We start from the raw sequence: 23,809 nt of genomic DNA, 5'->3' as shown, positions 1-23,809 counted from the left end.
TTGATGATGGATCAGATCAGAATCTTGCCATGGCGCACGAAAGTCGGCCTGACCACGCGCACCGGGTACCATTTGCCACGAATTTCCACTTCGGCCCGGTCGCCCGTGGCCATGGGGACGCGTGCCAGGGCAATGGACTTGCTCAGCGTAGGTGAGAAACTACCACTGGTGATCTCCCCTTCGCCAATCCCCGCCACACGGACCACCTGGTGGGCACGCAGTACACCGCGCTCTTCCAGTACCAAACCCACGAGCTTTTCCTGTACGCCCCGCTCGATTTCCGCCAACAATGCCGCGCGCCCGATGAAGTTTCGGCTCGCCGGCTCCCAGGCGATGCTCCAGCCCAGGTTGCACGACAACGGCGTGTGCTGCTCGTCGATGTCCTGCCCGTAAAGGTGCATGCCGGCTTCGAGCCGTAACGTGTCGCGAGCCCCCAAGCCGCTGGGTGCAATACCGGCGCCGACCAGGTCGTTGAAAAAGGTCACGGCCTGGTCACCCGGAAAGATCATCTCCAAGCCATCTTCGCCGGTGTAGCCGGTGCGCGCGATGAACCACTCCCCGTCCATCACGCCTTCGAACGGGCGTAGCGTGCGTATCAGCGCGGCCCGCGAGGCACTGACCAAAGCAGCTACCTTCTCGCGCGCGTTCGGGCCCTGAACGGCAAGAATGGCGAGGTCCGGACGAACCTGAACGTCGACGGCAAGCCCGTCACGCTGCTGGTCCAGCCACGCGAGCACCCGGGCTCGGGTAGCTGCGTTGGTGACCAGGCGGTAACCCGTCGCCGTGCGGTAGGCGATCAAGTCGTCGATCACCCCGCCCTGCTCATGCAACATGGGGCTGTAAAGTGCCTTGCCAACCTGATCGAGCCGGGCGACATCGTTAGCCAGCAACCGCTGCAACCAGGCCGTGGCCGCATCGCCCTTAATATCAATGACGGTCATGTGGGAAACGTCGAAGACCCCACAGTCACTGCGCACCTGGTGGTGCTCATCGACCTGCGAGCCATAATGCAGCGGCATGTCCCAGCCACCGAAATCGACCGTCTTGGCGCCAAGCGCCAGATGCAGGTCGTACAAAAGCGTGCGCTGTCCCATGGGTTTCTCCTTCCGGGCGTGGCGAAGCGGCAGCAGTGGAGGGCTCATGGCCTTCAGCTGTGTGAACAGCGTTGTTTTGATTGCCTGCTGCGCGAGTGCCGCGCATTGTAGCGGCAAGGGCGCACGCTGGCACCCTTAGCAGGAATGGCCGGGCCTGCGCGCCGAGCGGCGGATCAGGCCAATGACCGGCAGCAGCCCTACCACCACCAGCGTCAATGCTGGCAGCGACGCCCGCGCCCATTCACCCTCGCTGGTCATCTCGAACACCCGTACCGCCAGCGTATCCCAACCAAATGGGCGCATCAGCAGGGTTGCCGGCATTTCCTTCAGCACATCGACGAACACCAGCAACGACGCGCTCAGTGCGCCTGGCAACAGCAGCGGCAAGTACACCTTGATGAACAGCCCTACCCCGCCCACACCCAGGCTGCGTGATGCCTGCGGCAGCGAGGGACGAATCCGATCCAGGCTGCTCTCCAGCGGGCCGTATGCCACGGCGATGAAGCGAATGACATAGGCCAGCAGCAACGCCGCAAGGCTGCCCAGCAGCAATGGCCTGCCAGCGCCTCCCAACCAGCTGGACAGCGGCGCGACGACCTGACTGTCCAGGTAACTGAAGGCCAGCATGATCGACACCGCCAGTACCGAGCCGGGCAAGGCATAGCCCATGTTGGCAAGCCCTACGCCGATGCGGATACCCGGTGTAGGTGCCTGGCGACGGGCGAAGGCCAGCAGCAGCGCCACGCAGACCGTCACCAGCGCTGCAACGCCGCCCAGGTACAGGGTGTGGAGCACCAGGCCGATGTAGCGATCATCCAGATCATGGCGCCCGCGCTGCCAGAACCACACCAGCAGTTGCAGCAATGGGATGACAAATGCGCAGGCGAAGACCAACAGGCACCAGCCGCTGGCCATCAGCGCCTTGCCACCCTGCAGTCGGTACAGCGCCTGGCCTCTGGGGCGTTCACTGGCGCTGTGGTTGGCGCCCCGCGCACGGCGCTCACCGTACAGCACCAGCATGACGGCCAGCAGCAGCAAACTGGCCAATTGCGCAGCGCTGGACAGGCTGAAGAAGCCATACCAGGTCTTGTAGATGGCGGTCGTGAACGTGTCGAAATTGAAGACCGCCACGGCGCCGAAGTCAGCGAGGGTTTCCATCAGGGCCAAGGCGATACCCGCCCCAATGGCAGGCCGCGCCATGGGTAGGGCCACACGCCAGAATGCCTGCCAGGGGGAGAGCCCCAATACCCGGGCGGCCTCCATCAACCCTTTGCCCTGGGCAAGGAACGCTGTGCGTGCCAGCAGGTAAACATAGGGATAGAAGACCAGCACCAGCACGGTGATCACGCCGCCGGTGGAGCGCACCCGTGGCAGGCGCATGGGCCCGAAAGCCTCACGCAGGGCACTCTGCACTGGGCCGGCGAAGTCCAGCAAACCTACGAAGACGAAGGCCAGGACGTACGCCGGAATGGCGAACGGCAACATCAGCGCCCAATCCAGCCAGCGGCGGCCCGGAAACTCGCACAGGCTGGTGAGCCAGGCCAGGCTGACACCGAGCAAGGAGACGCCCAGACCGACCCCCACCACCAAGGTGGCGGTGTTACCCAGCAAGCGCCCCATCTGCGTGTCGAGCAGGTGGGACCAGATCTGCAGGTCGATCGACTGCCACGACAACAGCAGCACGCTCAGGGGCAGCAGCACGAGGCCAGCGATCAGGGTGACGGGGAGGTACCAACGACGACGGTGGGTGTAGGGCACTTTAGATCTCTATGACGGGCCGCAGCTCGACCCACGAAGAGGCCTTTGCAGGCCTCTCGAGCGGGATGTGGCGCTCAGTTCCAGCCGGCACGGTCCATCAGGCGGATGGCTTGGGCCTGTCGCTTGCCGGCCACTTCCACCGCAATGCTGTCGGCCTTGAAGTCGCCCCACGCGGCGACTTCGTCCGAAGGCTTGACCTGAGGGTTGGCCGGGAACTCCTGATTGAGGTCGGCGAACAACTTCTGCGCCTGTTCACCGGTCATCCATTCCACCAGTTTCGTTGCGGCCTCAGGATGAGGCGCGTGCTTGGTCAGGCCGATGCCGGAGAGGTTCACGTGCACGCCACGGTCTTGCTGGTTGGGCCAGAAAATCTTCACCGGCAGGTTAGGATTCTGCTTGTGCAGCCGGCCGTAGTAGTAGGTATTCACAACACCCACGTCGCACTGACCCGCCTCGACGGCCTGGATCACTGCGTTGTCATCCGAGAATACGTCGGTGGAGAGGTTGTTGACCCAACCCTTGACGATCTGCTCGGCCTTCGCTTCGCCGTGGCTTTCGATCAGGGTGGCGGTCAGGGACTGGTTGTACACCTTCTTCGCCGTGCGCAGGCACAGCCGACCTTCCCACTGCTTGTCTGCCAGGGCTTCATAGGTGCTGAGCTCCGACGGCTTGACCCGTTCGGTGGAGTAGATGATGGTACGCGCCCTCAGGCTCAGGCCGGTCCAGTCGTGGGACGAGGCACGGTACTGAGGCGGGATGTTGCGCTCGATGATGTCGGATCGGATCGGCTGCAGGATGCCCATCTGCTCTGCCTGCCACAGATTGCCTGCATCGACGGTGAGCAGAAGATCCGCCACACCGTGCTCGCCCTCGGCCTTGATGCGCTGCATCAGGGGAGCTTCCTTGTCGGTGATGAACTTGACCTTGACGCCGGTCTCGGCCGTGTAGGCGTCGAACACCGGCTTGATCAGCTCATCGATACGCGAGGAGTAGACCACGACCTCGTCAGCGGCCTGCACGGTACCACCGACAACGCTCAGGGCCAGGGCGGCCAGTAGGGACTTGCGTGGCAACATGGAAGGCGCTCCTCGATCGAATAGAGAGGCGCAGATGGTAGTGAATCCCATTTGAAGGCTCACCCCCATTGACGTTACTGGATGTTGCAATGTGCCAGGGCCCGCCACGCATCCGCTCTCGCCAACGCGCCAAGAGCAGCCTTTACACCTTGGCCAAATCCGGCAAATCGCCACTCAAGCCCAGTGCCTGTCGCACGAACACAGCCTTGGCCTCTGGCAGCTGCTCAACCAGCTTCAAGCCACTGTTGCGCAGCCAACGCAGCGGCAACTTGTCGGCCTGGAACAACCGCTCGAACCCTTCCATGGCTGCCATCAGCGCCAGGTTGTGCGGCATGCGACGACGCTCATAGCGGCTCAGCACCTTGACATCGGCCAGCCTTTCTCCGCGCTTGCAGGCATCCACCAGGACTTCGGCCAGTACCGCCGCGTCAAGGAACCCCAGGTTCACCCCCTGCCCTGCCAGCGGATGAATGGTGTGGGCCGCATCACCGATCAGCGCAAGGCCGGGTTCCACGTAGCGTTTTGCATGTCGCTGGCGCAGCGGTACGCACAGCCGCGGGTCAGCCTGCAGCACCGTCCCGAGGCGGCCTTCGAATGCACGCTCCAGCGCCTTGAGGAAGGCTGGCTCATCCAGCGCCATCAGCCGCTCGGCCTCGGCCGGCGTGGTTGACCACACGATCGAGCACCAGTCCTGTTTGCCGTCGCGGGTCAATGGCAGGAAGGCGAGCGGACCATCGTCGGTGAAACGCTGCCAGGCGGTGGCCTGGTGATCCTGAGCGCAACGCACGCTGGTGACGATGGCATGGTGCAAGTAGTCCCACTCGCGCGTTTCACAACCTGCCAGGCGGCGAACCGCGGAATGAGCACCGTCGGCTGCGACGACCAGCGGCGCACGCAGCTGCCGGCCGTCGTGCAGCGTCATCAGCCAGTCTTCGCCGGAATGGCGCAGCTGTTCCATGCGCGCATTGGGCAACAGGCCGATGTCGCTGTCGTGCAGGCGCTCGAGCAAGGCATCCTGGACCACTTTGTTCTCGACGATATGGCCCAGCACCTGCGCATGCACGCTGGCGGCGGAAAAGTGGATCTGCCCGGTGCCGCTGCCATCCCATACCTGCATATCCGAATAGGGCGTCGCGCGCCGCCGTGCGATGCCTTCCCAAGCCCCCAGGCGGTCGAGAATACGCTGGCTGGCGGCCGACAACGCGCTGACCCGCGGCTCGAACGGCCCCTGGGCGTCGAACGGCCTGACGGCCAGGGGACCGCCATCGAGCAGCAGCACCTGCAAACCGCTATGGCGCAAGGCGAGCGCCAGCGCGCTGCCGACCATACCGGCACCTACGATCAGAACATCTGCGCGTGTTTCCATGCCTTACGCCAGCCTCGCTTGCGGCTTGAGCCGCACGTATAGGGTTTTATCGACCCGCGCCACCAGTTCACCTGCGCCGTCGCGGATATCGACCTGCAAACGGGGCAGGCATTTCTTGCCGGTGGCGGTCTGCTGGCGGATGTCGTCCAGCAGCGCGTCATCGACATGGAACTCGGCATACACCGGGCCCTTGCCAGGGGTGATGAAATCGATGCTGGCGGCCTTGTCCCAGACGATGTAGTCGCGCCCCAGCCGCTCGATGAGCAAGAGCATGTAGAACGGATCGACCATGGCATAGAGGCTGCCACCGAACTGGGTGCCCACGTAATTGCGGTTCCAGCGGGTGAGTTTCATCGCCACCCGGATGCTGCGCATGTCAGGGCTGATGTACTGCACACGGATACCGGCGCCCAAGTAGGGCGGATACAGGTTCAGCATCCAGCGCAGAACGCGCGCACGCCGGGCCAGTTTGCGCGGGTTGCTCATGCCTTGCCCCGTACATCGGAACGCGTACCCAGGCCCATGGCCTGGCGGGCGAACCAGCTTTTGGCCGGTGGAAGCAGGTCCAGGCCCAGCAAACCCAGGTTACGGCCCGCGGCGAGCAAAGGCTGGCCGCTGCCGAACAACCGTGTTACCTGATCGGAAAACCCGATGGTGAGCGTTTGATCCAGGCGCTGGCGCTTACCGTAAGCCCGCAAGGTCGCAAGGTCGCCTGGCCGCTGCGGCCCTGCAAGCAGCGCCTCGGCAAGGGACTGCACATCCCGCAGCGACAGGTTGAACCCCTGGCCTGCGATGGGGTGCAGGCTGTGTGCGGCGTTGCCCAGCACAACCAGGTGGGGGCGGATCTGCTCCTGCGCCTCGATCAGCGACAGCGGGTACAGGTGCCGCACGCCTACCTGGCGAAGGGTCCCCAGGCGATAACCGAAGACGCCCTGCAATTCACGCAGGAAATTGCGCTCATCCATGTCGGCCAGGCGCTGCGCATCCATGCCCTGCCGTGTCCAGACCAGCGCGCAGCGGTTTTCCGGTAACGGCAGCAAGGCCATGGGACCGGCTTCGGTGAAGCGCTCGAAGGCCTGGCCGCGGTGAGGCTCGCCGGGGGTGATGTTGGCGATCAATGCACTCTGCTCATAAGGCGTGTGGCAGACGTGAATGCCCAGTTGCTCACGCAGCCCCGAGCGCCCACCATCGGCCAGCACCGCCAGGTCGCAGTCAATGTGCGTGTCGTCATTGAGGCGCAAGCGGTAACCGCCCTCTATAGCCTGCATCGACGTCACTTCGGCCGGGCAGCGCCAGCTGACCACATCCCTGTCCAGGCCCTGCCAGAGGCATTGCCCGAGCCAGGCATTCTCGACCACGTAGCCCAGGGCCGGAACACCTTCCTCCCTCGCGTCCAGGCGGGTGGCACCAAAGCGTCCTCGGTCCGAGACGTGAATCTGTGCGATCGGTTCAGCACGCCGCTCGATGGCAGGCCACAGGCCCAGTCGATCGTAGATCTGGCGGGTCCCGAACGACAGTGCCGAGGACCGCGCATCGTAGCTGGGCTGGAAGCTGTCGCCGGGGGCAAAGGGTTCGATGAGAAGGATTTTCCAACCACGCGCCTTGGCGCCTGCCTGCAGGGTCAGCGCCAGGCTGGCCCCAACCAGCCCGCCGCCGATGATAGCGAGATTCACCTGGGTCATAGGCTGGCCTGACGCGCGTCGTGCATCAACGCCTCGATCTCGGCGACGGTGCGGGGAACGCCCGATGTCAGGATTTCACAGCCTTGCCTGGTGACCACCACATCATCCTCGATCCGAATGCCGATGCCGCGCCATTTCTTGGCCACGCTTTCATTGTCGGCTGCTATGTAAATGCCGGGCTCGACCGTCAAGGCCATGCCTGGCTCGAGCACCCGCCACTCACCGCCCACCTTGTAATCGCCCACGTCATGCACATCCATGCCCAGCCAGTGGCCGGCACGGTGCATGTAGAACGCCCGGTACGCCTCGCTCTCGATCAACGACTGCACGTCGCCCTTGAGCAGGCCCAGTTCAACCAGCCCTTCGGTGATCACCCGCACGGTGGCTTCATGGGCATGGTTCCAGTGCTTGCCCGGGGCGATTTCGGCAAACGCCGCTGCCTGGGCGCTCAGAACAAGCTCATAGATAGCCTTCTGCTCGGATGAAAACCGCCCACTGACGGGAAACGTGCGGGTGATGTCACTGGCATAGCAATCGATTTCGCAGCCCGCGTCGATCAGGACCAGGTCGCCCTCCTTGAGCGGCGCGTCGTTCTGCTGGTAATGCAGGATGCAACCATTGCGCCCTGCGGCGACGATCGACCCATACGCCGGCATCTTTGCCCCGCCCTGGCGGAAGGCGTAATCGAGTTCGGCTTCAAGGCTGTACTCATGAAGGCCCGGGCGGCAAGCCTGCATCGCCCGCACATGGGCCTTGGCAGAAATCTCGGCGGCCGTGCGCATCACTTTCACTTCCGCCGCCGATTTATACAGGCGCATGTCGTGCAGCAGGTGATCCAGGGCAACGAATTCGTTCGGGGGCTGTGCACCGAGGCGGGCCTTGGAGCGAATCACGTTGATCCAGTCCATCAACCTGCGATCGAATTCGGGATTGCTGCCCATGGCGCTGTAGACGCGTTCGCGGCCTTCGATCAGCCCCGGCAGGATCTCGTCGATGTCGGCGATGGGAAACGCATCGTCAGCGCCAAAATCGCGCACCGCCCCCTCCTGGCCGGCCCGCAAGCCGTCCCACAGCTCGCGCTCAGGGTTGCGCTCGCGGCAGAACATCACGTATTCGCCATGCTCGCGGCCAGGTATCAACGCAATCACCGCCTCGGGCTCGGGAAAACCACTGAGGTATTGAAAGTCGCTGTCCTGGCGGTACACGTGCTCGACATCACGGTTGCGGATGGCAACGGCGGCGGCAGGCAAGATGGCAATGCTGTTGGGGACCATCTGCGCCATCAGCGCCTTGCGCCGGCGGGCATATTCGGCCTTGGGAATGCGGCTCATGGGCAGGCTACCCCGTGGTTCAGTGCAGAGAAGGCTTGGGCGCAGGCGCTGCAGGCTTGGCCAGTTCGGAAAACAGCAGTAACGGCGCGACGCGCAGGTATTCCATCACTTCCATGTAGTCGCTTTCGCCGTCTTCGGATTCTTCCAGCGCTTCCTGGACCTGGGAGATGGCCACCAGGTCCTGGAGCACTTCCTTGGCCTCGATGGACAGGTCCTTGCCACCGGCGTTCAGGCCGAAGCCTGTGATGAAGCCCTGGCACCACTGCCCCAGGGCGGTGGCGCGATCAGTCAGCGCAGCGTCGTCGGACGGCAGCAGCAGCACGATGGCCATATCGTCGCTGGTAAGCTCGCCCTTGACCATTTCCTGCAGGCCAATCAGGGCATTACGCACAGCGTCTTGCGGTTCGGTTTCCAGCAACTGGGCCGCATCGGCCAGCCAGCCGTCGGCATCGAAGCCGGCGCCCGCACAGCTGCGGCCGATGAGCAGGCCGTGCAGTTCGGCGGGTGTGACGGGGTGGCCATTGCTGGAAAGCAGCATGGCGAAGGCAACGTAGGGCGATTGAGTATTGGGCATGGGCTGCTAGGCGCCGGAGGGCGCAATGACTAGAATGAAGGCCTTGTATCCTAGCACCGGCAGGCGCGCCAAGACCATCGGCACTGGCAGCCACGGCCCAGGGAGAGGCATCATCGCAAGATGAGTCAATGACGGAGCGAATCGAGTGCAACCCACGCAAGAGAACGACCTGCAGGCCCTGATGAGCCGATTCGAGCTGCTGATCGAGCGTGTCGAGCAACTTAAACGGCAAAATGCACTCCTAGTAGCTCAGGAAAAGTCCTGGCGCGAAGAGCGCGCCCACCTCATCGAAAAGAACGAGATCGCCAGACGCAAGGTCGAGTCGATGATCTTGCGTCTCAAGGCCCTGGAGCAAGACTCATGAGTTCAAGCAATAGCGTCACCGTGCAGATCCTCGACAAGGAATACTCGATCATCTGCCCGCCCGAAGAGCGCAACAACCTGGTCAGTGCAGCTCACTACCTGGACAGCAAGATGCGCGAGATTCGCAGCAGCGGCAAGGTGATCGGTGCCGACCGCATCGCGGTCATGGCGGCGTTGAACATTACCCACGAGATGCTCCATCGCCAGGAAGACCGCAGCGCTGCTCCGGCCGGCGGGGCCACGCGCGAGCAGGTGCGCGATTTGCTGGACCGGGTCGACCAGGCGCTGTCCGACGAGACGGGTACCAAAAAAAACTGAGGTTGTTATACTGGCGCCACTCCCTGGTGGATGCGCCAGTCGGTTATGTCCCTGAGCCGATACGCACAACCACGGGGGTTGCACGCTGGGGCAGGTGTGCATGTCCGCTCGACGGAAAGCCTTAATGTCCCCTGCAATCTCCACCTTGAACTTTCGGGTTCAAGGGCTACACCGATAGCGGTCTTATCGGGGAGCCCGAATTCCTTTGCCCGCCTCCCGGCGGGCAAATCGTTTTGGCCAACAGCAATGGCCAGCACCCTCGGATCGCCCGTGCCATGACCGACACCGCGACGCTCACCCGCCCTCAACTTCGCAGGCACTTGCGCAATGCGCGCAGGGCGCTCACGCCCGCGCAACAGCGTCAGGCCGCTGCGGGCCTGTACCGTCTGCTGGCACAGCACCCGCTCTTTCGCAAGGCCAGGCATATCGCCTTGTACCTGCCCAACGATGGCGAGATCGACCCTGCATTGCTGCTGCGCGAGGCGCAGCGACGCGGCAAGCGCACCTACTTGCCGGTGCTGCATCCATGGCCACGCACCCGCATGGTGTTTCAGCGATTCGAGAAGGGCGAGAAACTCACGCCCAACCGGTTCCGAATCCCTGAGCCGACCACCGACCGCAGGCGTCAACGCCCCGTATGGGCACTGGACCTGATTCTGCTGCCCCTGGTGGGCTTCGACGACGCGGGAGGGCGACTGGGCATGGGAGGTGGCTTCTATGATCGCAGCCTGGCTTACCTGGCTCGCCGGCAGACCTGGAAAAAACCACGGCTGCTAGGCTTGGCGCATGAGTGCCAGAAGGTCGAACGGCTAGCACAGGCCAGCTGGGACGTGCCTTTGCAGGGAACGGTCTCGGATCGTCACTGGTACGTGGCACCACGCTGAGCGGTGCCGGGAGGGTCAGCGTTGCGCCTGACCGGCTTCGTACGGCATCTGGTAGGCGTTATCCAGCTTGCGCTCCCAGATCCCCTGCGCATAACCGGTGGTAACCACACCCAAGCCAAAGATGAACACCAGGACCCACAGTAGGTCCGGCTTTTTACGTTGATTCATCGACGATTGCCCCCCAGGCAAACTGTTCAGTGCTCGGCGACTTCTGGGTCGTACCTGAGCATCGCACCTCAAACGGGGCGCATTCTCCGACAACCTGAGCCACCACGCAAACGTTGACGTCAACCAGTCGTCGGTTTGATTGAACGAGTTATTTCAAAGCATTTCTGGAGCAAACAACATGGCCTATTGGCTGATGAAGTCCGAGCCCGACGAACTGTCCATCGAAGGTTTGGCTCACCTTGGCGAAGCCCGCTGGGACGGTGTGCGTAACTATCAGGCGCGCAATTTCCTGCGTGCGATGAGCGCGGGAGACATGTTCTTCTTCTACCATTCCAGCTGCCCTCAACCTGGCATCGCCGGCATTGCCAAGGTCATCCGCGCAGCCTATCCGGACCCCACTGCGCTGGACACGCAGAGCCCTTACCACGATGCCAAGGCCACGCCCGACAAGAACCCGTGGAGCGCGGTAGACGTGGCTCACGTGCGGACACTGCCACGCGTGCTTGAGCTGGGCTGGTTGAAACAACTGCCAGCCCTGGCCGAGCTGGCGCTGGTGCAAAAAGGCAGTCGCCTGTCGGTCATGCCGGTAACGGCCGAGCAATGGACTGCCATCCTGCCGATGGATTGAGGCACCTGCCCCGCTCCGACATTCCCATGAAACCCAGCCTTCAGTGGCTGACCGAAGACCGGGTTAGCCGCTCACTGGACGATCAGGTTGTTGAACAGCAGGTCCTCGACGATCGGCTTGCCCTCTTCGGTCTCCATCACCTGCTGAACCTGCTTGAGCGCCTCTTGGCGCAAATGCTCCTTGGCCTCCACATTACTCATGCTGTCCACGGTCTGCTGGGTAAACAGTGCGACGAGCTGGTTGCGGATCAGCGGTTCATGGTGCTGTACCGCCTTGGCGGCTTCATCCCCGGTCACTCGCAACGCGACATCGGCCTTGAACACCCGCAACCGCGGACCACCATCGAGCGCATAGTTACCTACGAACGGCGGTGTCAGCGTGATATAGGCCACCTTGGGCGCGCCCTCCTTGGCCTCCTCGGCCACGGCTGCGGCGGGTAACACCAATGCCAACACCATCAATATCCACGCTTTCACGAAATCGCTCCTCTATTCAGGTGGCGCCAGCTTAACCAGCACATCATTCAAACCCAAGCCTGGGCTTATGCCGGCTCATCAGGACAAGCCATGCTCGTTGACCCGACTGGCGGCCCTCCTACACTTATCGGCCATTACCCGCAAAGGAATAGGCCACGATGAAAGCGCTGCTCTGCAAGCACCTGGGCCCGGCCCGCGACCTGGTCCTGGAAGACGTGCCCAGCCCAACGCCCAAGCCCAATGAAGTGCTGCTGGACGTGCAGGCGGCAGGGGTCAACTTTCCCGATACCCTGATCATAGAAGGCAAATACCAGTTTCAGCCGCCCCTGCCCTTTTCTCCGGGTGGAGAGGCCGCGGGCACGGTCGCAGCCGTTGGCGCCAAGGTGGGCGCCTTCAAGGTGGGTGACCGCGTCATGGCGCTGACCGGCTGGGGTGCTTTCGCCGAGCAAGTGGCAGTGCCCGCCTACAACGTAATGCCCGTGCCAGCCGGCATGGACTTCATTACCGCCGCCGCATTCGGTATGACCTACGGCACCTCGATGCATGCCTTGCGCCAGCGCGGTCGATTGCAAGCTGGCGAAACCTTGCTGGTATTGGGTGCGTCCGGCGGGGTGGGCCTGGCAGCGGTTGAGATCGGCAAGGCCATGGGGGCGCGGGTTATCGCGGCTGCCAGCAGCGCGCAAAAGCTCGCGGTGGCCCGTGCCGCCGGTGCTGATGATCTGATCGACTACAGCCAGGAAAATCTGCGCGAGGCCATCAAGCGCCTGACCGATGGCAAGGGTGTGGATGTGATTTACGATCCGGTCGGCGGCGAGCTGTTCGAGCACGCCGTGAGGGGCCTGGCGTGGAACGGTAGGCTGTTGGTGGTAGGTTTTGCCAGCGGCAGCATTCCCCAATTGGCAGCCAACCTAGTGCTGCTCAAGGGGGCGGCGGTGCTGGGCGTGTTCTGGGGCGCGTTTGCACAGCGCCAACCGGAGGATAACGCAGCCAACTTCAAGCAGCTGTTTGCCTGGCACGCGCAGGGGAAATTGAAGCCGCTCGTCTCACAAACCTACACCCTGGCCGACGCGGGTACGGCCATCGAAACACTGGGCCAGCGCCAGGCGGTCGGCAAGCTGGTGGTGGTGCCGCCTGGCACCTGATCACCGTTCGCGCAGGTCATGACAGCGCCTGAAGCGCGCCTCCAGGTTGCGATCAGGCATGTGATGGCTGCGCAGGGCGTGAAGGGTCTGCTCGACATAATCACGCGTGGTGCCATACCGCCCTTTAGCGCTGGCCAGTATGTGGCTGAGCACGTTATCCGGCAGATTGCCCGCATAGCAAGGCAGATGCCGCTCCAGCACGAAGCCCAGGGCCTGTACCTTGCTGCCATCGTCGAGCCGGCAGTTGAGCCAGTGCGGGCGGTAGGCCGGGTAAGGCATTTCGCGCTGCCACAGGGCACGAAGCGACGCATCGAGGGTGGCATCGTCCAGCCTGTAGGCAAAGCCGCTGCACGAGCCGCCTCGATCCAGACCGAACACCAAACCTGGGGTTTCAGGCGTGCCACGGTGCTCGTGCGACCACAGGTACAAGCCCCGGTGGTAACCGTGCACCCGCGCACGTCGACGCTCCACCGCGCTGCACTCGGGCCGCCAGATCAAGGAGCCATAGGCGAACAGCCACACCGGCCCGCCCTGGTGACGGGACATGGCGGCTTGCATGGAGTGATGCAGTTGCTCGTGGGTCAGTTGCTGACCAAAATCGAGCGAAGGGGGGTATGGGACTTGCCAGGATGAACGTTCGAGCGCCGACATAAGCTGCCGCTATGATTCCCTGTGAACAAAGCATGTAACGTGGCCGAGCCTGATGCGTTAGCCACTGGGTCGTTGACCAGAGCCCTCAGGCAAGTCATTTACGGCAGTCGCGCCAGGCGGTGTATAAGCTAAGTCAGGGCAAGGGGCTGAACAAGTGCATGCAGAGCTTTTCACGCCAGGCGCCGACGACCGGCCGTGCAGCGCGTCAAGTGCGTACGGGGTGGCGCGGGCAGCCTGACGGGCGCCGCGCACCGCGAGGGGATGCTTCAGCCGCGAGGCGCGTAAGCGAACACGTCCGCACGCATGCGGTGCGCATCCATGCCGGCGTCCACCAGCGCATCGAGCGTGGCGTAGATCATGTTCGGCGAGCCACTGGCGTACACGTGTACGCCGTTGAGGTCGGCAATGTCCTCGCAAACCGCTTCGTGCAGCATCCCACAACGGCCCTCCCAGCCACACAGGTCGCTGACCACCTGGTGCAGGGACAGGTTAGGCAGACTCAGCCACTGATCCCAATGCTCGATCTGATAGAAGTCTTCCGGGCGTCGTACGCCCCAGTACAAGTGAACAGGGTGTTTGAAGCCCTGAGCGCGGCAGTGTTCCACAAGGCTGTGCATCTGCCCCATGCCGGTACCGGCGGCGATCAGCACCAAGGGGCCGTCGGGCAGTTCGGCCAAGTGGGTATCGCCGAAGGGCATTTCGATACGAGCCAAGCGCTCGCGCTGCAATTGCTCGATCAACTGCACGGCGCTGGGCTCGCGCGCCAGCACGTGCAATTCAAGCTCACGCCCTGCATGGGGAGCGGAGGCCAGCGAAAAGGCGGCCGGCTTGCCCGCTTCACGTTCGATCATCAAATACTGCCCGGCATGGTAGCGCGGCGGCTTGCCCGCAGGCGCCAACAGGCGCACGCGCCAAACGTCGCCACCCACTTCACGGCATTCACTGACCGTGCAGGTCAGCTTGCGCACCGGCAGCTCGCCCAAGGCCAGCACGCCGTCCCATAGCAGGATGCAATCTTCGAGCGGCTCGGCGATGCAGGTGAATAATTCGCCATGGTCCCGGACTTCTCCGTTCTGGCGCACACTGCCTTCGACCAGCAACGCAGCGCAGACATGACAGTTGCCATTACGGCAGCTGTTGGGGCAGTCATAACCCAGCCGACGCGCACCTTCCAGGATCCGTTCCCCGGGCTCTAGCGTCAGCACTGCTCCGGACGGCTGCAACGTTACCTGCATCAATCTATTCCCAACTGATCCCACAGCTCATCGATACGCCGGGTGACGGCTTCGTCCTTGACGATGACCCGCCCCCACTCGCGTGTAGTCTCGCCCGGCCACTTGTGCGTGGCATCCAGGCCCATTTTCGATCCCAGCCCCGACACTGGAGAGGCAAAGTCCAGGTAGTCGATCGGCGTGTTGTCGATCATCACCGTATCACGCTTGGGGTCCATGCGTGTGGTGATGGCCCAGATCACGTCGTTCCAGTCGCGGGCGTTGATGTCGTCGTCGGTCACGATAACGAACTTGGTGTACATGAACTGTCGCAGGAACGACCACACACCCAGCATCACGCGCTTGGCATGCCCCGGGTACTGCTTCTTCATGGTCACCACCGCCATGCGGTAGGAGCACCCCTCCGGTGGCAGGTAGAAATCGACGATTTCCGGGAACTGTTTCTGCAGGATCGGCACGAACACTTCGTTCAGCGCCACGCCAAGAATCGCCGGTTCATCCGGCGGCCGACCGGTGTAGGTGCTGTGATAGATAGGGTTTTGCCGGTGGGTGATGCGTTCGACGGTGAACACCGGGAAGCTGTCCACTTCGTTGTAGTAACCGGTATGGTCCCCATAGGGGCCTTCAGGCGCCATCTCGCCTGGGTGGATTACCCCTTCGAGGATGATCTCGGCCGTGGCCGGCACCTGCAGATTGCTGCCGCGGCACTTGACCAGCTCAGTGCGATTACCCCGCAACAGGCCCGCGAAGGCGTATTCGGAAAGCGTATCGGGCACTGGGGTCACTGCACCCAGGATAGTGGCAGGGTCTGCCCCCAACGCCACGGCCACTGGGAACGGCTGGCCGGGATTTTTTTCACACCACTCACGGTAGTCCAGGGCGCCGCCACGGTGGCTGAGCCAACGCATGATCACTTTGTTGCGGCCAATTACCTGCTGCCGGTAGATGCCCAGGTTCTGGCGATCCTTGTTCGGGCCGCGCGTGACGGTCAGGCCCCAGGTGATCAGCGGTGCCACATCGCCCGGCCAGCAGTGCTGGATCGGCAATGCGCCAAGGTCCACGTCCTCTCCTTCGAGCACCACTTCCTGGCAAACGGCGTCCTTGACCACCTTCGGCGCCATCGATACCACTTTCTTGAAGATCGGCAGCTTGGACCAGGCGTCCTTGAGCCCTTTCGGGGGTTCAGGCTCCTTGAGAAACGCCAGAAGCTTACCGATCTCGCGCAGCTCATCGACCGACTCGGCACCCATGCCCATGGCCACCCGCTCAGGCGTGCCGAACAGGTTGCCCAGCACGGGAATGTCGAAGCCGGTCGGCTTTTCGAACAACAGCGCAGGGCCTTTGGCACGCAGCGTGCGATCGCAGACCTCGGTCATTTCCAGCACTGGGGAGATCGGGACCTGGATGCGCTTGAGCTCGCCGCGCTGTTCCAGGCCACGAATGAAGTCGCGCAAGTCGCGATACTGCATGCATGAGCCTCGTGTTGGCCGTATCGGTCGGGGGTTCAGAGTGTAGCGCCGTTCAGAGCGCAATGGTCAAAACTGATCAGGGCCGCGTCGCGTCCCATCGCAGCCGGTCCGACGTCCCGGCAAAGCCGTTCTTACAGGATTACGCTATCCCTGTAGGAACGGCCTTGCAAAGGCATCGGACCAGCCGCGATGGGCTGCGAAGCGGCCCCATTCGATCTAGACCTGAAACGCTTACTTGCGCTTCATCGACAGGAAGAACTCGTCGTTGGTCTTGGTCTGCTTGAGCTTGTCGACCAGGAACTCGATGGCAGCGATTTCGTCCATCGGGTGCAACAGCTTGCGCAGGATCCACATGCGCTGCAGTTCGTCGTCGGCGGTCAGCAGCTCTTCGCGGCGAGTACCCGAACGGTTGATGTTGATGGCAGGGAACACACGCTTTTCAGCGATACGACGGTCCAGGGGCAGTTCCATGTTGCCGGTGCCCTTGAATTCCTCGTAGATCACCTCGTCCATCTTCGAACCGGTTTCGACCAGCGCGGTGGCGATGATGGTCAGCGAACCGCCTTCCTCGATGTTACGGGCGGCACCGAAGAAGCGCTTGGGCTTCTCCAGGGCGTGAGCGTCGACACCACCGGTCAGCACTTTGCCCGAGCTTGGAATGACCGTGTTGTAGGCACGTGCCAGACGGGTGATGGAGTCGAGCAGGATGACCACGTCCTTCTTGTGCTCGACCAGGCGCTTGGCCTTCTCGATGACCATTTCGGCCACTTGCACGTGACGGGTTGGCGGCTCGTCGAAGGTGGAGGCAACCACTTCGCCGCGTACGGTACGCTGCATCTCGGTCACTTCTTCCGGGCGCTCGTCGATTAGCAGAACGATCAGGTGGCACTCGGGATTGTTACGCGTGATGTTGGCTGCGATGTTCTGCAGCATGATGGTCTTGCCCGCCTTGGGCGGGGCGACGATCAGGCCACGCTGGCCCTTGCCGATCGGGGCGCACAGGTCGATGACCCGGCCGGTCAGGTCTTCGGTGGAGCCGTTGCCGGCTTCCATCTTCAGGCGCTTGTTGGGGAACAGCGGCGTCAGGTTCTCGAACAGGATCTTGTTCTTGGCGTTTTCCGGCCGGTCGAAGTTGATGGTATCGACCTTCAACAGGGCGAAGTAACGCTCCCCTTCCTTCGGCGGGCGGATCTTGCCAACGATGGTATCGCCGGTACGCAGGTTGAAGCGGCGGATCTGGCTAGGCGAAACGTAGATATCGTCAGGGCCGGCCAGGTAGGACGCATCAGCAGAACGCAGGAAACCGAAACCATCCTGGAGAATCTCCAGCACGCCGTCACCCGAGATCTCTTCGCCGCTTTTCGCATGCTTTTTCAGCAGGGAGAAAATCACGTCCTGTTTGCGCGAACGGGCCATGTTCTCGATGCCCATTTGTTCGGCCATTTCCAAAAGATCGGTAATCGGCTTTTGCTTGAGTTCAGTCAGGTTCATAAGGGGAATGACGTAATCATGTAAGAAGGGAGAATTAAGCTTCTGGCTTAATGAAGCCGCGCCGCTAGATGGCGAAAGGATCGCGTACTGATTCGAATTGGGGATGCTTCGGCGACGGCATGTAGAGGGCACTGAAGAAGCAGTGCGAGGCCGAATGTAACACTTGCTTTTTTGTGCGTCTAGTGCTCTGAAAAAGAAAAGCCCCGCATTTGCGGGGCTTTTTTATCACAGGTGGGCGTCGAGGAACGCTGCCAGCTGCGATTTGGACAAGGCACCGACCTTGGTGGCTTCCACGTTGCCGTTCTTGAACAGCATCAGCGTCGGGATACCACGCACGCCGTGCTTGGCTGGGGTTTCCTGGTTTTCGTCGATGTTCAGCTTGGCGACGACCAGTTTGCCTTCATACGTGGAGGCGATGTCGTCCAGAACCGGAGCGATCATCTTGCATGGGCCGCACCATTCAGCCCAGTAGTCGACCAACACCGGGCCTTGAGCCTGAAGCACTTCAGCATCGAAGGTGGCGTCGGTGACGTGTTTGATTTTGTCGCTCATGGAAATCTCCAAGGTCGTAAGCACGGAAAACGTTGCCCATCATAGCCGCCCCCGCGGTCGACAGGAAGCCGCAGACGATTGAGTGTAACTATAGTTGTGCAAGAGCACTCGAATCAAAACTGTCACATCGTCTTCATAGAATCGAATGGCACATTGCCGTATATCAAGCGCATCGCGCAGGCCAGGTGCCACGCGTTGGCGACCAGCCTGCTATCGTGGCACGATTGCCAGGTTAACGACCGAGAACTTCCAGATCATGCCGCATACCACCGCGAAGAACCTGTCCCTGATAGCCGCCATCGACCTCGGCTCCAACAGCTTCCACATGGTCGTGGCCAAGGCCCACCACACCGAAATCCGCATTCTCGAGCGGCAGGGCGAGAAGGTACAGCTGGCCGCCGGCATCGACGAGGAGCGCAGGCTCAGTGAAGAAGCCATGGAGCGCGGCCTGGAGTGCCTCAAGCGCTTCGCTCAGCTGATCAACGGCATGCCCGCAGGCTCGGTGCGCATCGTCGGCACCAACGCCTTGCGTGAAGCGCGCAACCGCAACATCTTCATCCAGCGTGCCGAAGCCATTCTTGGCCACCCGGTAGAAGTCATCTCAGGCCGCGAAGAAGCCCGCCTGATCTACCTGGGCGTTTCCCATACGCTGGCCGACACCGCGGGCAAGCGCCTGGTGGCGGACATCGGCGGTGGCAGCACCGAATTCATCATTGGCCAGCGCTTCGAGCCGCTGTTGCGCGAGAGCCTGCAGATGGGCTGCGTCAGCTTCACCCAGCGCTATTTCCGTGACGGCAAGATCACCCCTGCGCGCTATGCCCAGGCCTATACGGCCGCCCGGCTTGAGTTGATGAGCATCGAGCATGCCCTGCACCGCCTGACCTGGGATGAAGCCATCGGTTCGTCGGGTACCATTCGCGCCATCGGCGCCGCCATTCGGGGTGCAGGCCTGGGCAATGGCGAGGTAAACGCCGAAGGGTTGGCCTGGGTCAAGCGCAAGCTGTTCAAGCTGGGCGAAGTCGACAGAATCGATTTCGAAGGGGTCAAGCCGGATCGGCGCACCATCTTCCCGGCGGGCATGGCCATCCTCGAAGCGATCTTCGATGCGCTGGAGCTGCAGCGCATGGACCACTGCGACGGTGCGCTGCGTGAAGGTGTGCTGTTCGATCTGCTTGGCCGGCATCATCATGAAGACGTACGCGAGCGTACCCTCAACTCGCTGATGGAGCGTTACCACGTCGATCAGGGCCAGGCCGCCCGGGTCGAGCGCAAGGCACTGCATGCCTTCGACCAGGTGGCCGTAGCCTGGGACCTGCAGGACGGCAATTGGCGCGACCTGCTGGGTTGGGCAGCCAAGGTCCATGAGATCGGCCTGGACATCGCCCACTATCATTACCACAAGCACGGCGCGTACCTGATCGAGCACTCCGACCTGGCAGGCTTTTCGCGCGAGGATCAGCAGATGATGGCCTTGCTGGTGCGCGGCCACCGCCGCAACATCCCCAAGGACCGTTATGCCGAGCTGGGGGATGATGGGGTCAAGCTGCTGCGCCTGTGCGTGCTGCTGCGCTTTGCCATCCTGTTTCATCACATCCGGGGCACGCAGCAGATGCCCAAAGTCGAGCTCAAGGCGGCCGATAACCGCCTGGAAGTGGTATTCCCGGAAGGTTGGCTCGAGCAGAACCAGCTGACCCAGGCCGACTTCGCCAACGAAGCGGAGTGGCTGGCCCGGGTCGGCTTCGTCCTCAGCGTACGTTGAGGACCGGGTTGCTCAGGCGCTCCAGCAAGGTCGCCTGGGCACTGCGGGGGTTCTGGTTACCCGTCGGGCTGCTGCGCACATAGCGCCCGTCTGGCTGAAGGGTCCAGGCGTGAGTGTTGTCGGTCAGGTACGCCTCCAGTTCCTTTTTCACCCGCAGCAAGAGCTTCTTGCCCTCGACCGGGAAGCAGGTCTCGACCCGCTTGTCGAGGTTGCGCTCCATCCAGTCCGCACTGGAGAGGTAGATCTGCTCTTCACCGCCATTGAGGAAGTAGAACACACGGGTGTGTTCCAGGAAGCGGCCGATGATCGAGCGTACCTGGATGTTGTGTGAAACCCCTGGAATACCTGGACGCAGGCAGCACATGCCACGCACGATCAGGTCGATCTTCACCCCCGATTGACTGGCCTTGTACAAGGCCTTGATGACCTTCGCATCGGTCAGCGAGTTGAATTTGGCGATGATGTGCGCCGGCTTGCCGTCCAGGGCGAACTGGGTTTCGCGGGCGATCATGTCCAGCATGCCCTTTTTCAGGGTGAACGGCGCATGCATCAGTTTCTTCATGCGCAGGGTCTTGCCCATGCCGATCAGCTGGCTGAACAGCTTGCCGACGTCCTCGGTGAGCGCATCGTCGGAGGTGAGCAGGCTGTAATCGGTGTACAAGCGGGCATTGCCAGCGTGGTAGTTGCCGGTCCCCAGGTGCGCATAGCGAACGATCTCGCCCTGCTCGCGGCGCAGGATCAACATCATCTTGGCGTGCGTCTTGAAACCGACCACGCCATAGATCACCACCGCGCCTGCCGCTTGCAGGCGGCTTGCCATCTGCAGGTTGGACTCCTCGTCGAAGCGTGCGCGCAGTTCGATCACGGCGGTGACTTCCTTGCCGTTGCGCGCTGCATCGACTAACGCATCGACAATTTCCGAGTTGGCGCCGGAGCGGTAGAGCGTCTGACGTACGGCCAGAACGTGCGGGTCCTTGGCCGCCTGGCGCAACAGGTCGATGACCGGCGTGAACGACTCGAAGGGGTGCATGAGCAGGATGTCCTGCTTGCTGATCACGCTAAAGATGTTGTCGGCGTTCTGCAGCAACTTCGGGATGGCCGGGGTGAACGGTACGTATTGAAGTTCGGGGTGGCTGTCCAGCCCAGTGATGCTGAACAACCGCGTCAGGTTGACCGGCCCGTTGACCTGGTACAGCTCGCTTTCGCTCAGGCTGAACTGCTTGAGCAGGTAGTCCGACAGGTGCTTGGGGCACGTATCGGCGACTTCCAGGCGCACGGCATCGCCGTAGCGGCGCGAGAACAGCTCGCCACGAAGCGCTCGGGCCAAGTCATCGACCTCTTCGGAATCCAGCGCCAGGTCGGCGTTACGGGTCAGGCGGAACTGGTAGCACCCCTTCACCTTCATACCCTGGAACAGGTCGTCGGCGTGGGCGTGGATCATCGACGAAAGGAAGACGTAATTGGCACCAGTGCCACCCACCTCCTCAGGCACGCGAATGACCCGTGGCAGCAGCCGCGGTGCCGGAATGATGGCCAGGCCTGAATCGCGGCCGAACGCATCGACGCCTTCAAGCTCGACGATGAAGTTCAGGCTCTTGTTCACCAGCAATGGGAATGGATGGGTAGGGTCCAGGCCGATCGGGGTGATGATGGGCGCAATCTCGTCGCGGAAGTAGCGACGCACCCATGTCTTGAGCTTGGGTGTCCAGTGACGGCGGCGAATGAATCGAATCTGGTGTTTTTCCAGCTCCGGAAGCAGCACATCGTTGAGAATCGCGTACTGGCGATCGACCTCGATATGCACCAGTTCGCTGATGCGCGTGAGGGCCTGGTGCGGCTGCAAGCCGTCGGCACCGGCCTGCTCGCGGGCGAAGTTGATCTGCTTTTTCAGCCCGGCCACACGAATCTCGAAGAACTCGTCCAGGTTGCTCGAGAAGATCAGCAGGAACTTCAGGCGTTCGAGCAACGGGTAGCTTTCATCCAGCGCCTGTTCCAGTACGCGGATGTTGAACTGCAGCTGGGACAGTTCGCGATGAATGTACAGGCTGGTATCGTCCAGGCCAGGCACGACGATGGCCGGGGCGGGGGCCGGCGTGGGCGCCGCTGACTCCGCTGCAGGTTCCACAGCGACCTGAGACGCGGGTGGCAGATCAGGCGGGGTCTGCACCAACTCCTCTGGAAGCTCCTTGGCATCCTTGATCAAGACAGGGGGAAGCACTTCGTTATTCATCTGGCGGTCCTGAGGACGTTAACGCCCTATCATCAATTGAGCGGCAAGATAAGCGCCCATTATGACGCCTGTGTTACACGCCAGGGCAAGCCATGGCACACGGTTGCAGACATTGTGGTAGCGGGCACTGTTCACGTCGAGACACATTTGGACACTTTCCCGAACGCACGCGAAGGGGTAGGCTGCGCGTTCATTTCGCCAGCACCTCAGAAAATGCTCCAACAATTCCTGCAGGATTTCGGCTACTTTGCCCTTTTTCTAGGCACCTTCTTCGAAGGCGAGACCATTCTGGTCCTTGCAGGCTTTCTTGCGTTCCGCGATTACATGGACATCAAGCTGGTATGCCTGGTGGCATTCATGGGCAGCTATGCCGGTGATCAGTTGTGGTATTTCATGGGTCGTCGCCATGGGCGCAAGATCCTGGCGCGCAAGCCTCGCTGGCAGGCAATGGGCGACCGCGCCCTGGGCCACATCCGTCGCCATCCCGATATCTGGGTGCTCAGCTTCCGCTTCGTTTACGGGCTTCGCACGGTAATGCCGGTCGCGATTGGTCTCTCGGGCTATCCGCCGCGGCGCTACCTGCTGCTCAATGGCATCGGGGCCGCGATCTGGGCCATCGCCCTGGGTGCTGCGGCCTATCATTTCGGCGCAATCCTCGAAGGCCTGCTGGGCAATATCAAGCGCTACGAATTGTGGGTACTGGGCGCCTTGCTGGTGCTTGGCGTAGGCCTGTGGCTGCACCGGCGCTTTCGCACGCTGCGGGCAGAGCGCCGGGCTGCGCGCGAGTCCCAGGACTGAACACCTGCACCTGTGCACACTCCAACAGACATGGACCATCCCGCACTGCGCCGCGCTGCCAGCCTGACGGGTATCAAGCGCTTCGACCTGGAGTAATGAGCATGACAAAAAAAGTGGCGGTGATTCTTTCCGGCTGTGGCGTTTATGACGGCGCAGAAATTCACGAAAGCGTGATCACCTTGCTGCGCCTGGACCAACGCGGCGCGCAGGTGCAGTGCTTTGCACCGAACATCGCACAGATGCATGTCATCGACCACCTGACAGGCCAAGAAATGCCCGAGTCGCGCAACGTGCTGGTGGAATCTGCCCGTATCGCGCGTGGCGATGTGAAAGACATTCGTGAGGCGCGCGTCGAGGACTTCGACGCCTTGATCGTACCGGGCGGCTTTGGCGCAGCCAAGAACCTCTCGGACTTTGCCGTGAAAGGCGCAGACTGCACTGTCAATCCGGATGTCCTGGGGTTGGCCGAGGCGTTCGCCGCCGCCTGCAAGCCAGTTGGCCTGATCTGTATCTCGCCTGCATTGGCTGCCAAGATCTATGGCCCTGGCGTGGTCTGCACCATCGGCAACGACGCCGACACCGCCGAGGCCGTCGTCAAGATGGGCGGTACCCACGAAGAATGCGACGTGCACGACATCGTCGAGGACCCGCAGCGCAAACTGGTGACCACCCCTGCCTACATGTCGGCAAAGACCATCAGCGAAGCCGCTGGCGGGATCTACAAGCTGGTTGATCGGGTGCTGGAACTGACCCACGAGTAAGCGCCG

The 23,809-nt window shown here is 62.2% G+C and carries 24 protein-coding genes and 1 other RNA gene; 9 read left to right on the top strand and 16 right to left on the bottom strand.

Annotation, left to right across the window (positions count from 1 at the left end):
- Positions 1–11: 11 nt before the first annotated feature.
- From gcvT to PFU01S_RS00960, 8 genes are all read right to left on the bottom strand, one after another.
- Complete coding sequence (gene gcvT, locus PFU01S_RS00995; RefSeq protein ID WP_028686752.1) at positions 12–1,094, bottom strand: glycine cleavage system aminomethyltransferase GcvT; 1,083 nt, start codon at positions 1,092–1,094, stop codon at positions 12–14.
- 135 nt (positions 1,095–1,229) lie between these two features.
- Complete coding sequence (locus PFU01S_RS00990) at positions 1,230–2,852, bottom strand: ABC transporter permease (protein ID WP_028686753.1); 1,623 nt, start codon at positions 2,850–2,852, stop codon at positions 1,230–1,232.
- A gap of 74 nt (positions 2,853–2,926) precedes the next feature.
- Positions 2,927–3,928: an extracellular solute-binding protein gene (locus PFU01S_RS00985; protein WP_028686754.1), complete on the bottom strand. Its 1,002-nt coding sequence runs from the start codon at positions 3,926–3,928 to the stop codon at positions 2,927–2,929.
- Between the two features lie 142 nt (positions 3,929–4,070).
- Positions 4,071–5,294, bottom strand: coding sequence for a 2-octaprenyl-3-methyl-6-methoxy-1,4-benzoquinol hydroxylase (locus PFU01S_RS00980; RefSeq protein ID WP_028686755.1), 1,224 nt, complete (start codon positions 5,292–5,294; stop codon positions 4,071–4,073).
- Between the two features lie 3 nt (positions 5,295–5,297).
- The gene (locus tag PFU01S_RS00975) at positions 5,298–5,780 is read right to left on the bottom strand and encodes a DUF4442 domain-containing protein (protein ID WP_028686756.1); all 483 of its coding nucleotides are present in this window, start codon (positions 5,778–5,780) and stop codon (positions 5,298–5,300) included.
- Positions 5,777–6,976, bottom strand: a complete 1,200-nt coding sequence (ubiH, locus tag PFU01S_RS00970) for a 2-octaprenyl-6-methoxyphenyl hydroxylase (RefSeq protein WP_028686757.1) — start codon at positions 6,974–6,976, stop codon at positions 5,777–5,779. Before ubiH ends, PFU01S_RS00975 begins: the two co-directional genes overlap by 4 nt.
- Positions 6,973–8,307 carry a Xaa-Pro aminopeptidase gene (gene pepP / locus PFU01S_RS00965; RefSeq protein WP_028686758.1) on the bottom strand — a complete coding sequence of 445 codons (1,335 nt, stop codon included), beginning with the start codon at positions 8,305–8,307 and terminating at the stop codon, positions 6,973–6,975. The genes ubiH and pepP overlap by 4 nt, the downstream gene beginning before the upstream one ends.
- Positions 8,308–8,326: 19 nt before the next feature.
- Complete coding sequence (locus tag PFU01S_RS00960) at positions 8,327–8,881, bottom strand: YecA/YgfB family protein (protein ID WP_027913422.1); 555 nt, start codon at positions 8,879–8,881, stop codon at positions 8,327–8,329.
- Between the two features lie 181 nt (positions 8,882–9,062).
- Here PFU01S_RS00960 and PFU01S_RS00955 point away from each other — a divergent pair, with 181 nt between their 5' ends.
- The 4 genes from PFU01S_RS00955 to PFU01S_RS00945 all read left to right on the top strand — a co-directional run bounded on the left by PFU01S_RS00955 (position 9,063) and on the right by PFU01S_RS00945 (position 10,446).
- A complete protein-coding gene (locus tag PFU01S_RS00955) occupies positions 9,063–9,245 on the top strand; it encodes a TIGR02449 family protein (protein WP_033693939.1) in 183 nt (60 codons plus the stop codon).
- A complete protein-coding gene (locus tag PFU01S_RS00950) occupies positions 9,242–9,562 on the top strand; it encodes a cell division protein ZapA (RefSeq protein WP_023532287.1) in 321 nt (106 codons plus the stop codon). Before PFU01S_RS00955 ends, PFU01S_RS00950 begins: the two co-directional genes overlap by 4 nt.
- Before the next feature lie 17 nt (positions 9,563–9,579).
- Positions 9,580–9,759, top strand: a non-coding RNA gene (gene ssrS / locus PFU01S_RS21500) — 6S RNA.
- Positions 9,760–9,837: 78 nt separating this feature from the next.
- A complete protein-coding gene (locus tag PFU01S_RS00945; protein WP_027913421.1) occupies positions 9,838–10,446 on the top strand; it encodes a 5-formyltetrahydrofolate cyclo-ligase in 609 nt (202 codons plus the stop codon).
- A gap of 15 nt (positions 10,447–10,461) precedes the next feature.
- On the opposite strand, the gene PFU01S_RS22305 is transcribed toward PFU01S_RS00945, so the two are convergent.
- Positions 10,462–10,614 carry a hypothetical protein gene (locus PFU01S_RS22305; protein ID WP_023532702.1) on the bottom strand — a complete coding sequence of 51 codons (153 nt, stop codon included), beginning with the start codon at positions 10,612–10,614 and terminating at the stop codon, positions 10,462–10,464.
- Positions 10,615–10,792: 178 nt separating this feature from the next.
- Here PFU01S_RS22305 and PFU01S_RS00940 point away from each other — a divergent pair, with 178 nt between their 5' ends.
- The gene (locus PFU01S_RS00940) at positions 10,793–11,242 is read left to right on the top strand and encodes an EVE domain-containing protein (RefSeq protein ID WP_028686759.1); all 450 of its coding nucleotides are present in this window, start codon (positions 10,793–10,795) and stop codon (positions 11,240–11,242) included.
- 71 nt (positions 11,243–11,313) lie between these two features.
- Here the strand turns inward: PFU01S_RS00940 and PFU01S_RS00935 are convergent, their stop codons facing one another.
- A complete protein-coding gene (locus PFU01S_RS00935) occupies positions 11,314–11,718 on the bottom strand; it encodes a flagellar basal body-associated protein FliL (RefSeq protein ID WP_027913419.1) in 405 nt (134 codons plus the stop codon).
- Positions 11,719–11,876: 158 nt separating this feature from the next.
- Between PFU01S_RS00935 and PFU01S_RS00930 the strand changes: the two genes are divergently transcribed.
- A complete protein-coding gene (locus tag PFU01S_RS00930) occupies positions 11,877–12,860 on the top strand; it encodes an NADPH:quinone oxidoreductase family protein (RefSeq protein WP_027913418.1) in 984 nt (327 codons plus the stop codon).
- Here the strand turns inward: PFU01S_RS00930 and PFU01S_RS00925 are convergent, their stop codons facing one another.
- The 5 genes from PFU01S_RS00925 to trxA all read right to left on the bottom strand — a co-directional run bounded on the left by PFU01S_RS00925 (position 12,861) and on the right by trxA (position 18,255).
- Positions 12,861–13,511: a gamma-glutamylcyclotransferase gene (locus PFU01S_RS00925; RefSeq protein ID WP_027913417.1), complete on the bottom strand. Its 651-nt coding sequence runs from the start codon at positions 13,509–13,511 to the stop codon at positions 12,861–12,863.
- A gap of 266 nt (positions 13,512–13,777) precedes the next feature.
- Positions 13,778–14,746, bottom strand: a complete 969-nt coding sequence (locus tag PFU01S_RS00920; protein WP_027913416.1) for a CDP-6-deoxy-delta-3,4-glucoseen reductase — start codon at positions 14,744–14,746, stop codon at positions 13,778–13,780.
- Positions 14,746–16,212 (bottom strand): 4-hydroxy-3-polyprenylbenzoate decarboxylase, encoded by a 1,467-nt coding sequence (gene ubiD, locus PFU01S_RS00915; RefSeq protein ID WP_028686760.1) that lies wholly within the window; start codon positions 16,210–16,212, stop codon positions 14,746–14,748. The genes PFU01S_RS00920 and ubiD overlap by 1 nt, the downstream gene beginning before the upstream one ends.
- Before the next feature lie 231 nt (positions 16,213–16,443).
- A complete protein-coding gene (gene rho / locus PFU01S_RS00910) occupies positions 16,444–17,703 on the bottom strand; it encodes a transcription termination factor Rho (RefSeq protein WP_023532437.1) in 1,260 nt (419 codons plus the stop codon).
- A gap of 225 nt (positions 17,704–17,928) precedes the next feature.
- Positions 17,929–18,255 carry a thioredoxin TrxA gene (gene trxA / locus PFU01S_RS00905; RefSeq protein ID WP_023532641.1) on the bottom strand — a complete coding sequence of 109 codons (327 nt, stop codon included), beginning with the start codon at positions 18,253–18,255 and terminating at the stop codon, positions 17,929–17,931.
- 256 nt (positions 18,256–18,511) lie between these two features.
- Here trxA and ppx point away from each other — a divergent pair, with 256 nt between their 5' ends.
- Complete coding sequence (ppx, locus tag PFU01S_RS00900; RefSeq protein ID WP_027913414.1) at positions 18,512–20,014, top strand: exopolyphosphatase; 1,503 nt, start codon at positions 18,512–18,514, stop codon at positions 20,012–20,014.
- Here ppx and ppk1 read toward each other — a convergent pair.
- Entirely contained in the window at positions 20,001–22,244 is a 2,244-nt protein-coding gene (gene ppk1, locus PFU01S_RS00895; RefSeq protein ID WP_027913413.1) for a polyphosphate kinase 1, read from the bottom strand. The two genes, ppx and ppk1, sit on opposite strands and share 14 nt — an antisense overlap.
- 213 nt (positions 22,245–22,457) lie before the next feature.
- On the opposite strand from ppk1, the gene PFU01S_RS00890 reads away from it, so the two are divergent.
- Positions 22,458–23,042, top strand: coding sequence for a DedA family protein (locus tag PFU01S_RS00890; RefSeq protein ID WP_023532679.1), 585 nt, complete (start codon positions 22,458–22,460; stop codon positions 23,040–23,042).
- A 101-nt stretch (positions 23,043–23,143) separates the two neighbouring features.
- Positions 23,144–23,803 (top strand): isoprenoid biosynthesis glyoxalase ElbB, encoded by a 660-nt coding sequence (gene elbB / locus PFU01S_RS00885; RefSeq protein WP_027913412.1) that lies wholly within the window; start codon positions 23,144–23,146, stop codon positions 23,801–23,803.
- Positions 23,804–23,809: the final 6 nt, after the last annotated feature.

The organism is Pseudomonas fulva NBRC 16637 = DSM 17717 (assembly GCF_000730565.1).
Classification (GTDB): Bacteria; Pseudomonadota; Gammaproteobacteria; order Pseudomonadales; family Pseudomonadaceae; genus Aquipseudomonas; species Aquipseudomonas fulva.
The sequence above is the reverse complement of the archived record's forward strand: the minus strand, read 5'-3'. Positions and strand labels throughout refer to the sequence as shown.

Bases quoted from the DNA above. Each gene is read 5' to 3' on its own strand.
- gcvT (WP_028686752.1), bottom strand. From the start codon at position 1,094: ATGGGACAGCGCACGCTTTTGTACGACCTGCATCTGGCGCTTGGCGCC.
- PFU01S_RS00985 (WP_028686754.1), bottom strand. From the start codon at position 3,928: ATGTTGCCACGCAAGTCCCTACTGGCCGCCCTGGCCCTGAGCGTTGTC.
- PFU01S_RS00980 (WP_028686755.1), bottom strand. From the start codon at position 5,294: ATGGAAACACGCGCAGATGTTCTGATCGTAGGTGCCGGTATGGTCGGC.
- PFU01S_RS00975 (WP_028686756.1), bottom strand. From the start codon at position 5,780: ATGAGCAACCCGCGCAAACTGGCCCGGCGTGCGCGCGTTCTGCGCTGG.
- ubiH (WP_028686757.1), bottom strand. From the start codon at position 6,976: ATGACCCAGGTGAATCTCGCTATCATCGGCGGCGGGCTGGTTGGGGCC.
- pepP (WP_028686758.1), bottom strand. From the start codon at position 8,307: ATGAGCCGCATTCCCAAGGCCGAATATGCCCGCCGGCGCAAGGCGCTG.
- PFU01S_RS00960 (WP_027913422.1), bottom strand. From the start codon at position 8,881: ATGCCCAATACTCAATCGCCCTACGTTGCCTTCGCCATGCTGCTTTCC.
- PFU01S_RS00955 (WP_033693939.1), top strand. From the start codon at position 9,063: ATGAGCCGATTCGAGCTGCTGATCGAGCGTGTCGAGCAACTTAAACGG.
- PFU01S_RS00950 (WP_023532287.1), top strand. From the start codon at position 9,242: ATGAGTTCAAGCAATAGCGTCACCGTGCAGATCCTCGACAAGGAATAC.
- PFU01S_RS00945 (WP_027913421.1), top strand. From the start codon at position 9,838: ATGACCGACACCGCGACGCTCACCCGCCCTCAACTTCGCAGGCACTTG.
- PFU01S_RS22305 (WP_023532702.1), bottom strand. From the start codon at position 10,614: ATGAATCAACGTAAAAAGCCGGACCTACTGTGGGTCCTGGTGTTCATC.
- PFU01S_RS00940 (WP_028686759.1), top strand. From the start codon at position 10,793: ATGGCCTATTGGCTGATGAAGTCCGAGCCCGACGAACTGTCCATCGAA.
- PFU01S_RS00930 (WP_027913418.1), top strand. From the start codon at position 11,877: ATGAAAGCGCTGCTCTGCAAGCACCTGGGCCCGGCCCGCGACCTGGTC.
- PFU01S_RS00925 (WP_027913417.1), bottom strand. From the start codon at position 13,511: ATGTCGGCGCTCGAACGTTCATCCTGGCAAGTCCCATACCCCCCTTCG.
- PFU01S_RS00920 (WP_027913416.1), bottom strand. From the start codon at position 14,746: ATGCAGGTAACGTTGCAGCCGTCCGGAGCAGTGCTGACGCTAGAGCCC.
- ubiD (WP_028686760.1), bottom strand. From the start codon at position 16,212: ATGCAGTATCGCGACTTGCGCGACTTCATTCGTGGCCTGGAACAGCGC.
- rho (WP_023532437.1), bottom strand. From the start codon at position 17,703: ATGAACCTGACTGAACTCAAGCAAAAGCCGATTACCGATCTTTTGGAA.
- trxA (WP_023532641.1), bottom strand. From the start codon at position 18,255: ATGAGCGACAAAATCAAACACGTCACCGACGCCACCTTCGATGCTGAA.
- ppx (WP_027913414.1), top strand. From the start codon at position 18,512: ATGCCGCATACCACCGCGAAGAACCTGTCCCTGATAGCCGCCATCGAC.
- ppk1 (WP_027913413.1), bottom strand. From the start codon at position 22,244: ATGAATAACGAAGTGCTTCCCCCTGTCTTGATCAAGGATGCCAAGGAG.
- PFU01S_RS00890 (WP_023532679.1), top strand. From the start codon at position 22,458: ATGCTCCAACAATTCCTGCAGGATTTCGGCTACTTTGCCCTTTTTCTA.
- elbB (WP_027913412.1), top strand. From the start codon at position 23,144: ATGACAAAAAAAGTGGCGGTGATTCTTTCCGGCTGTGGCGTTTATGAC.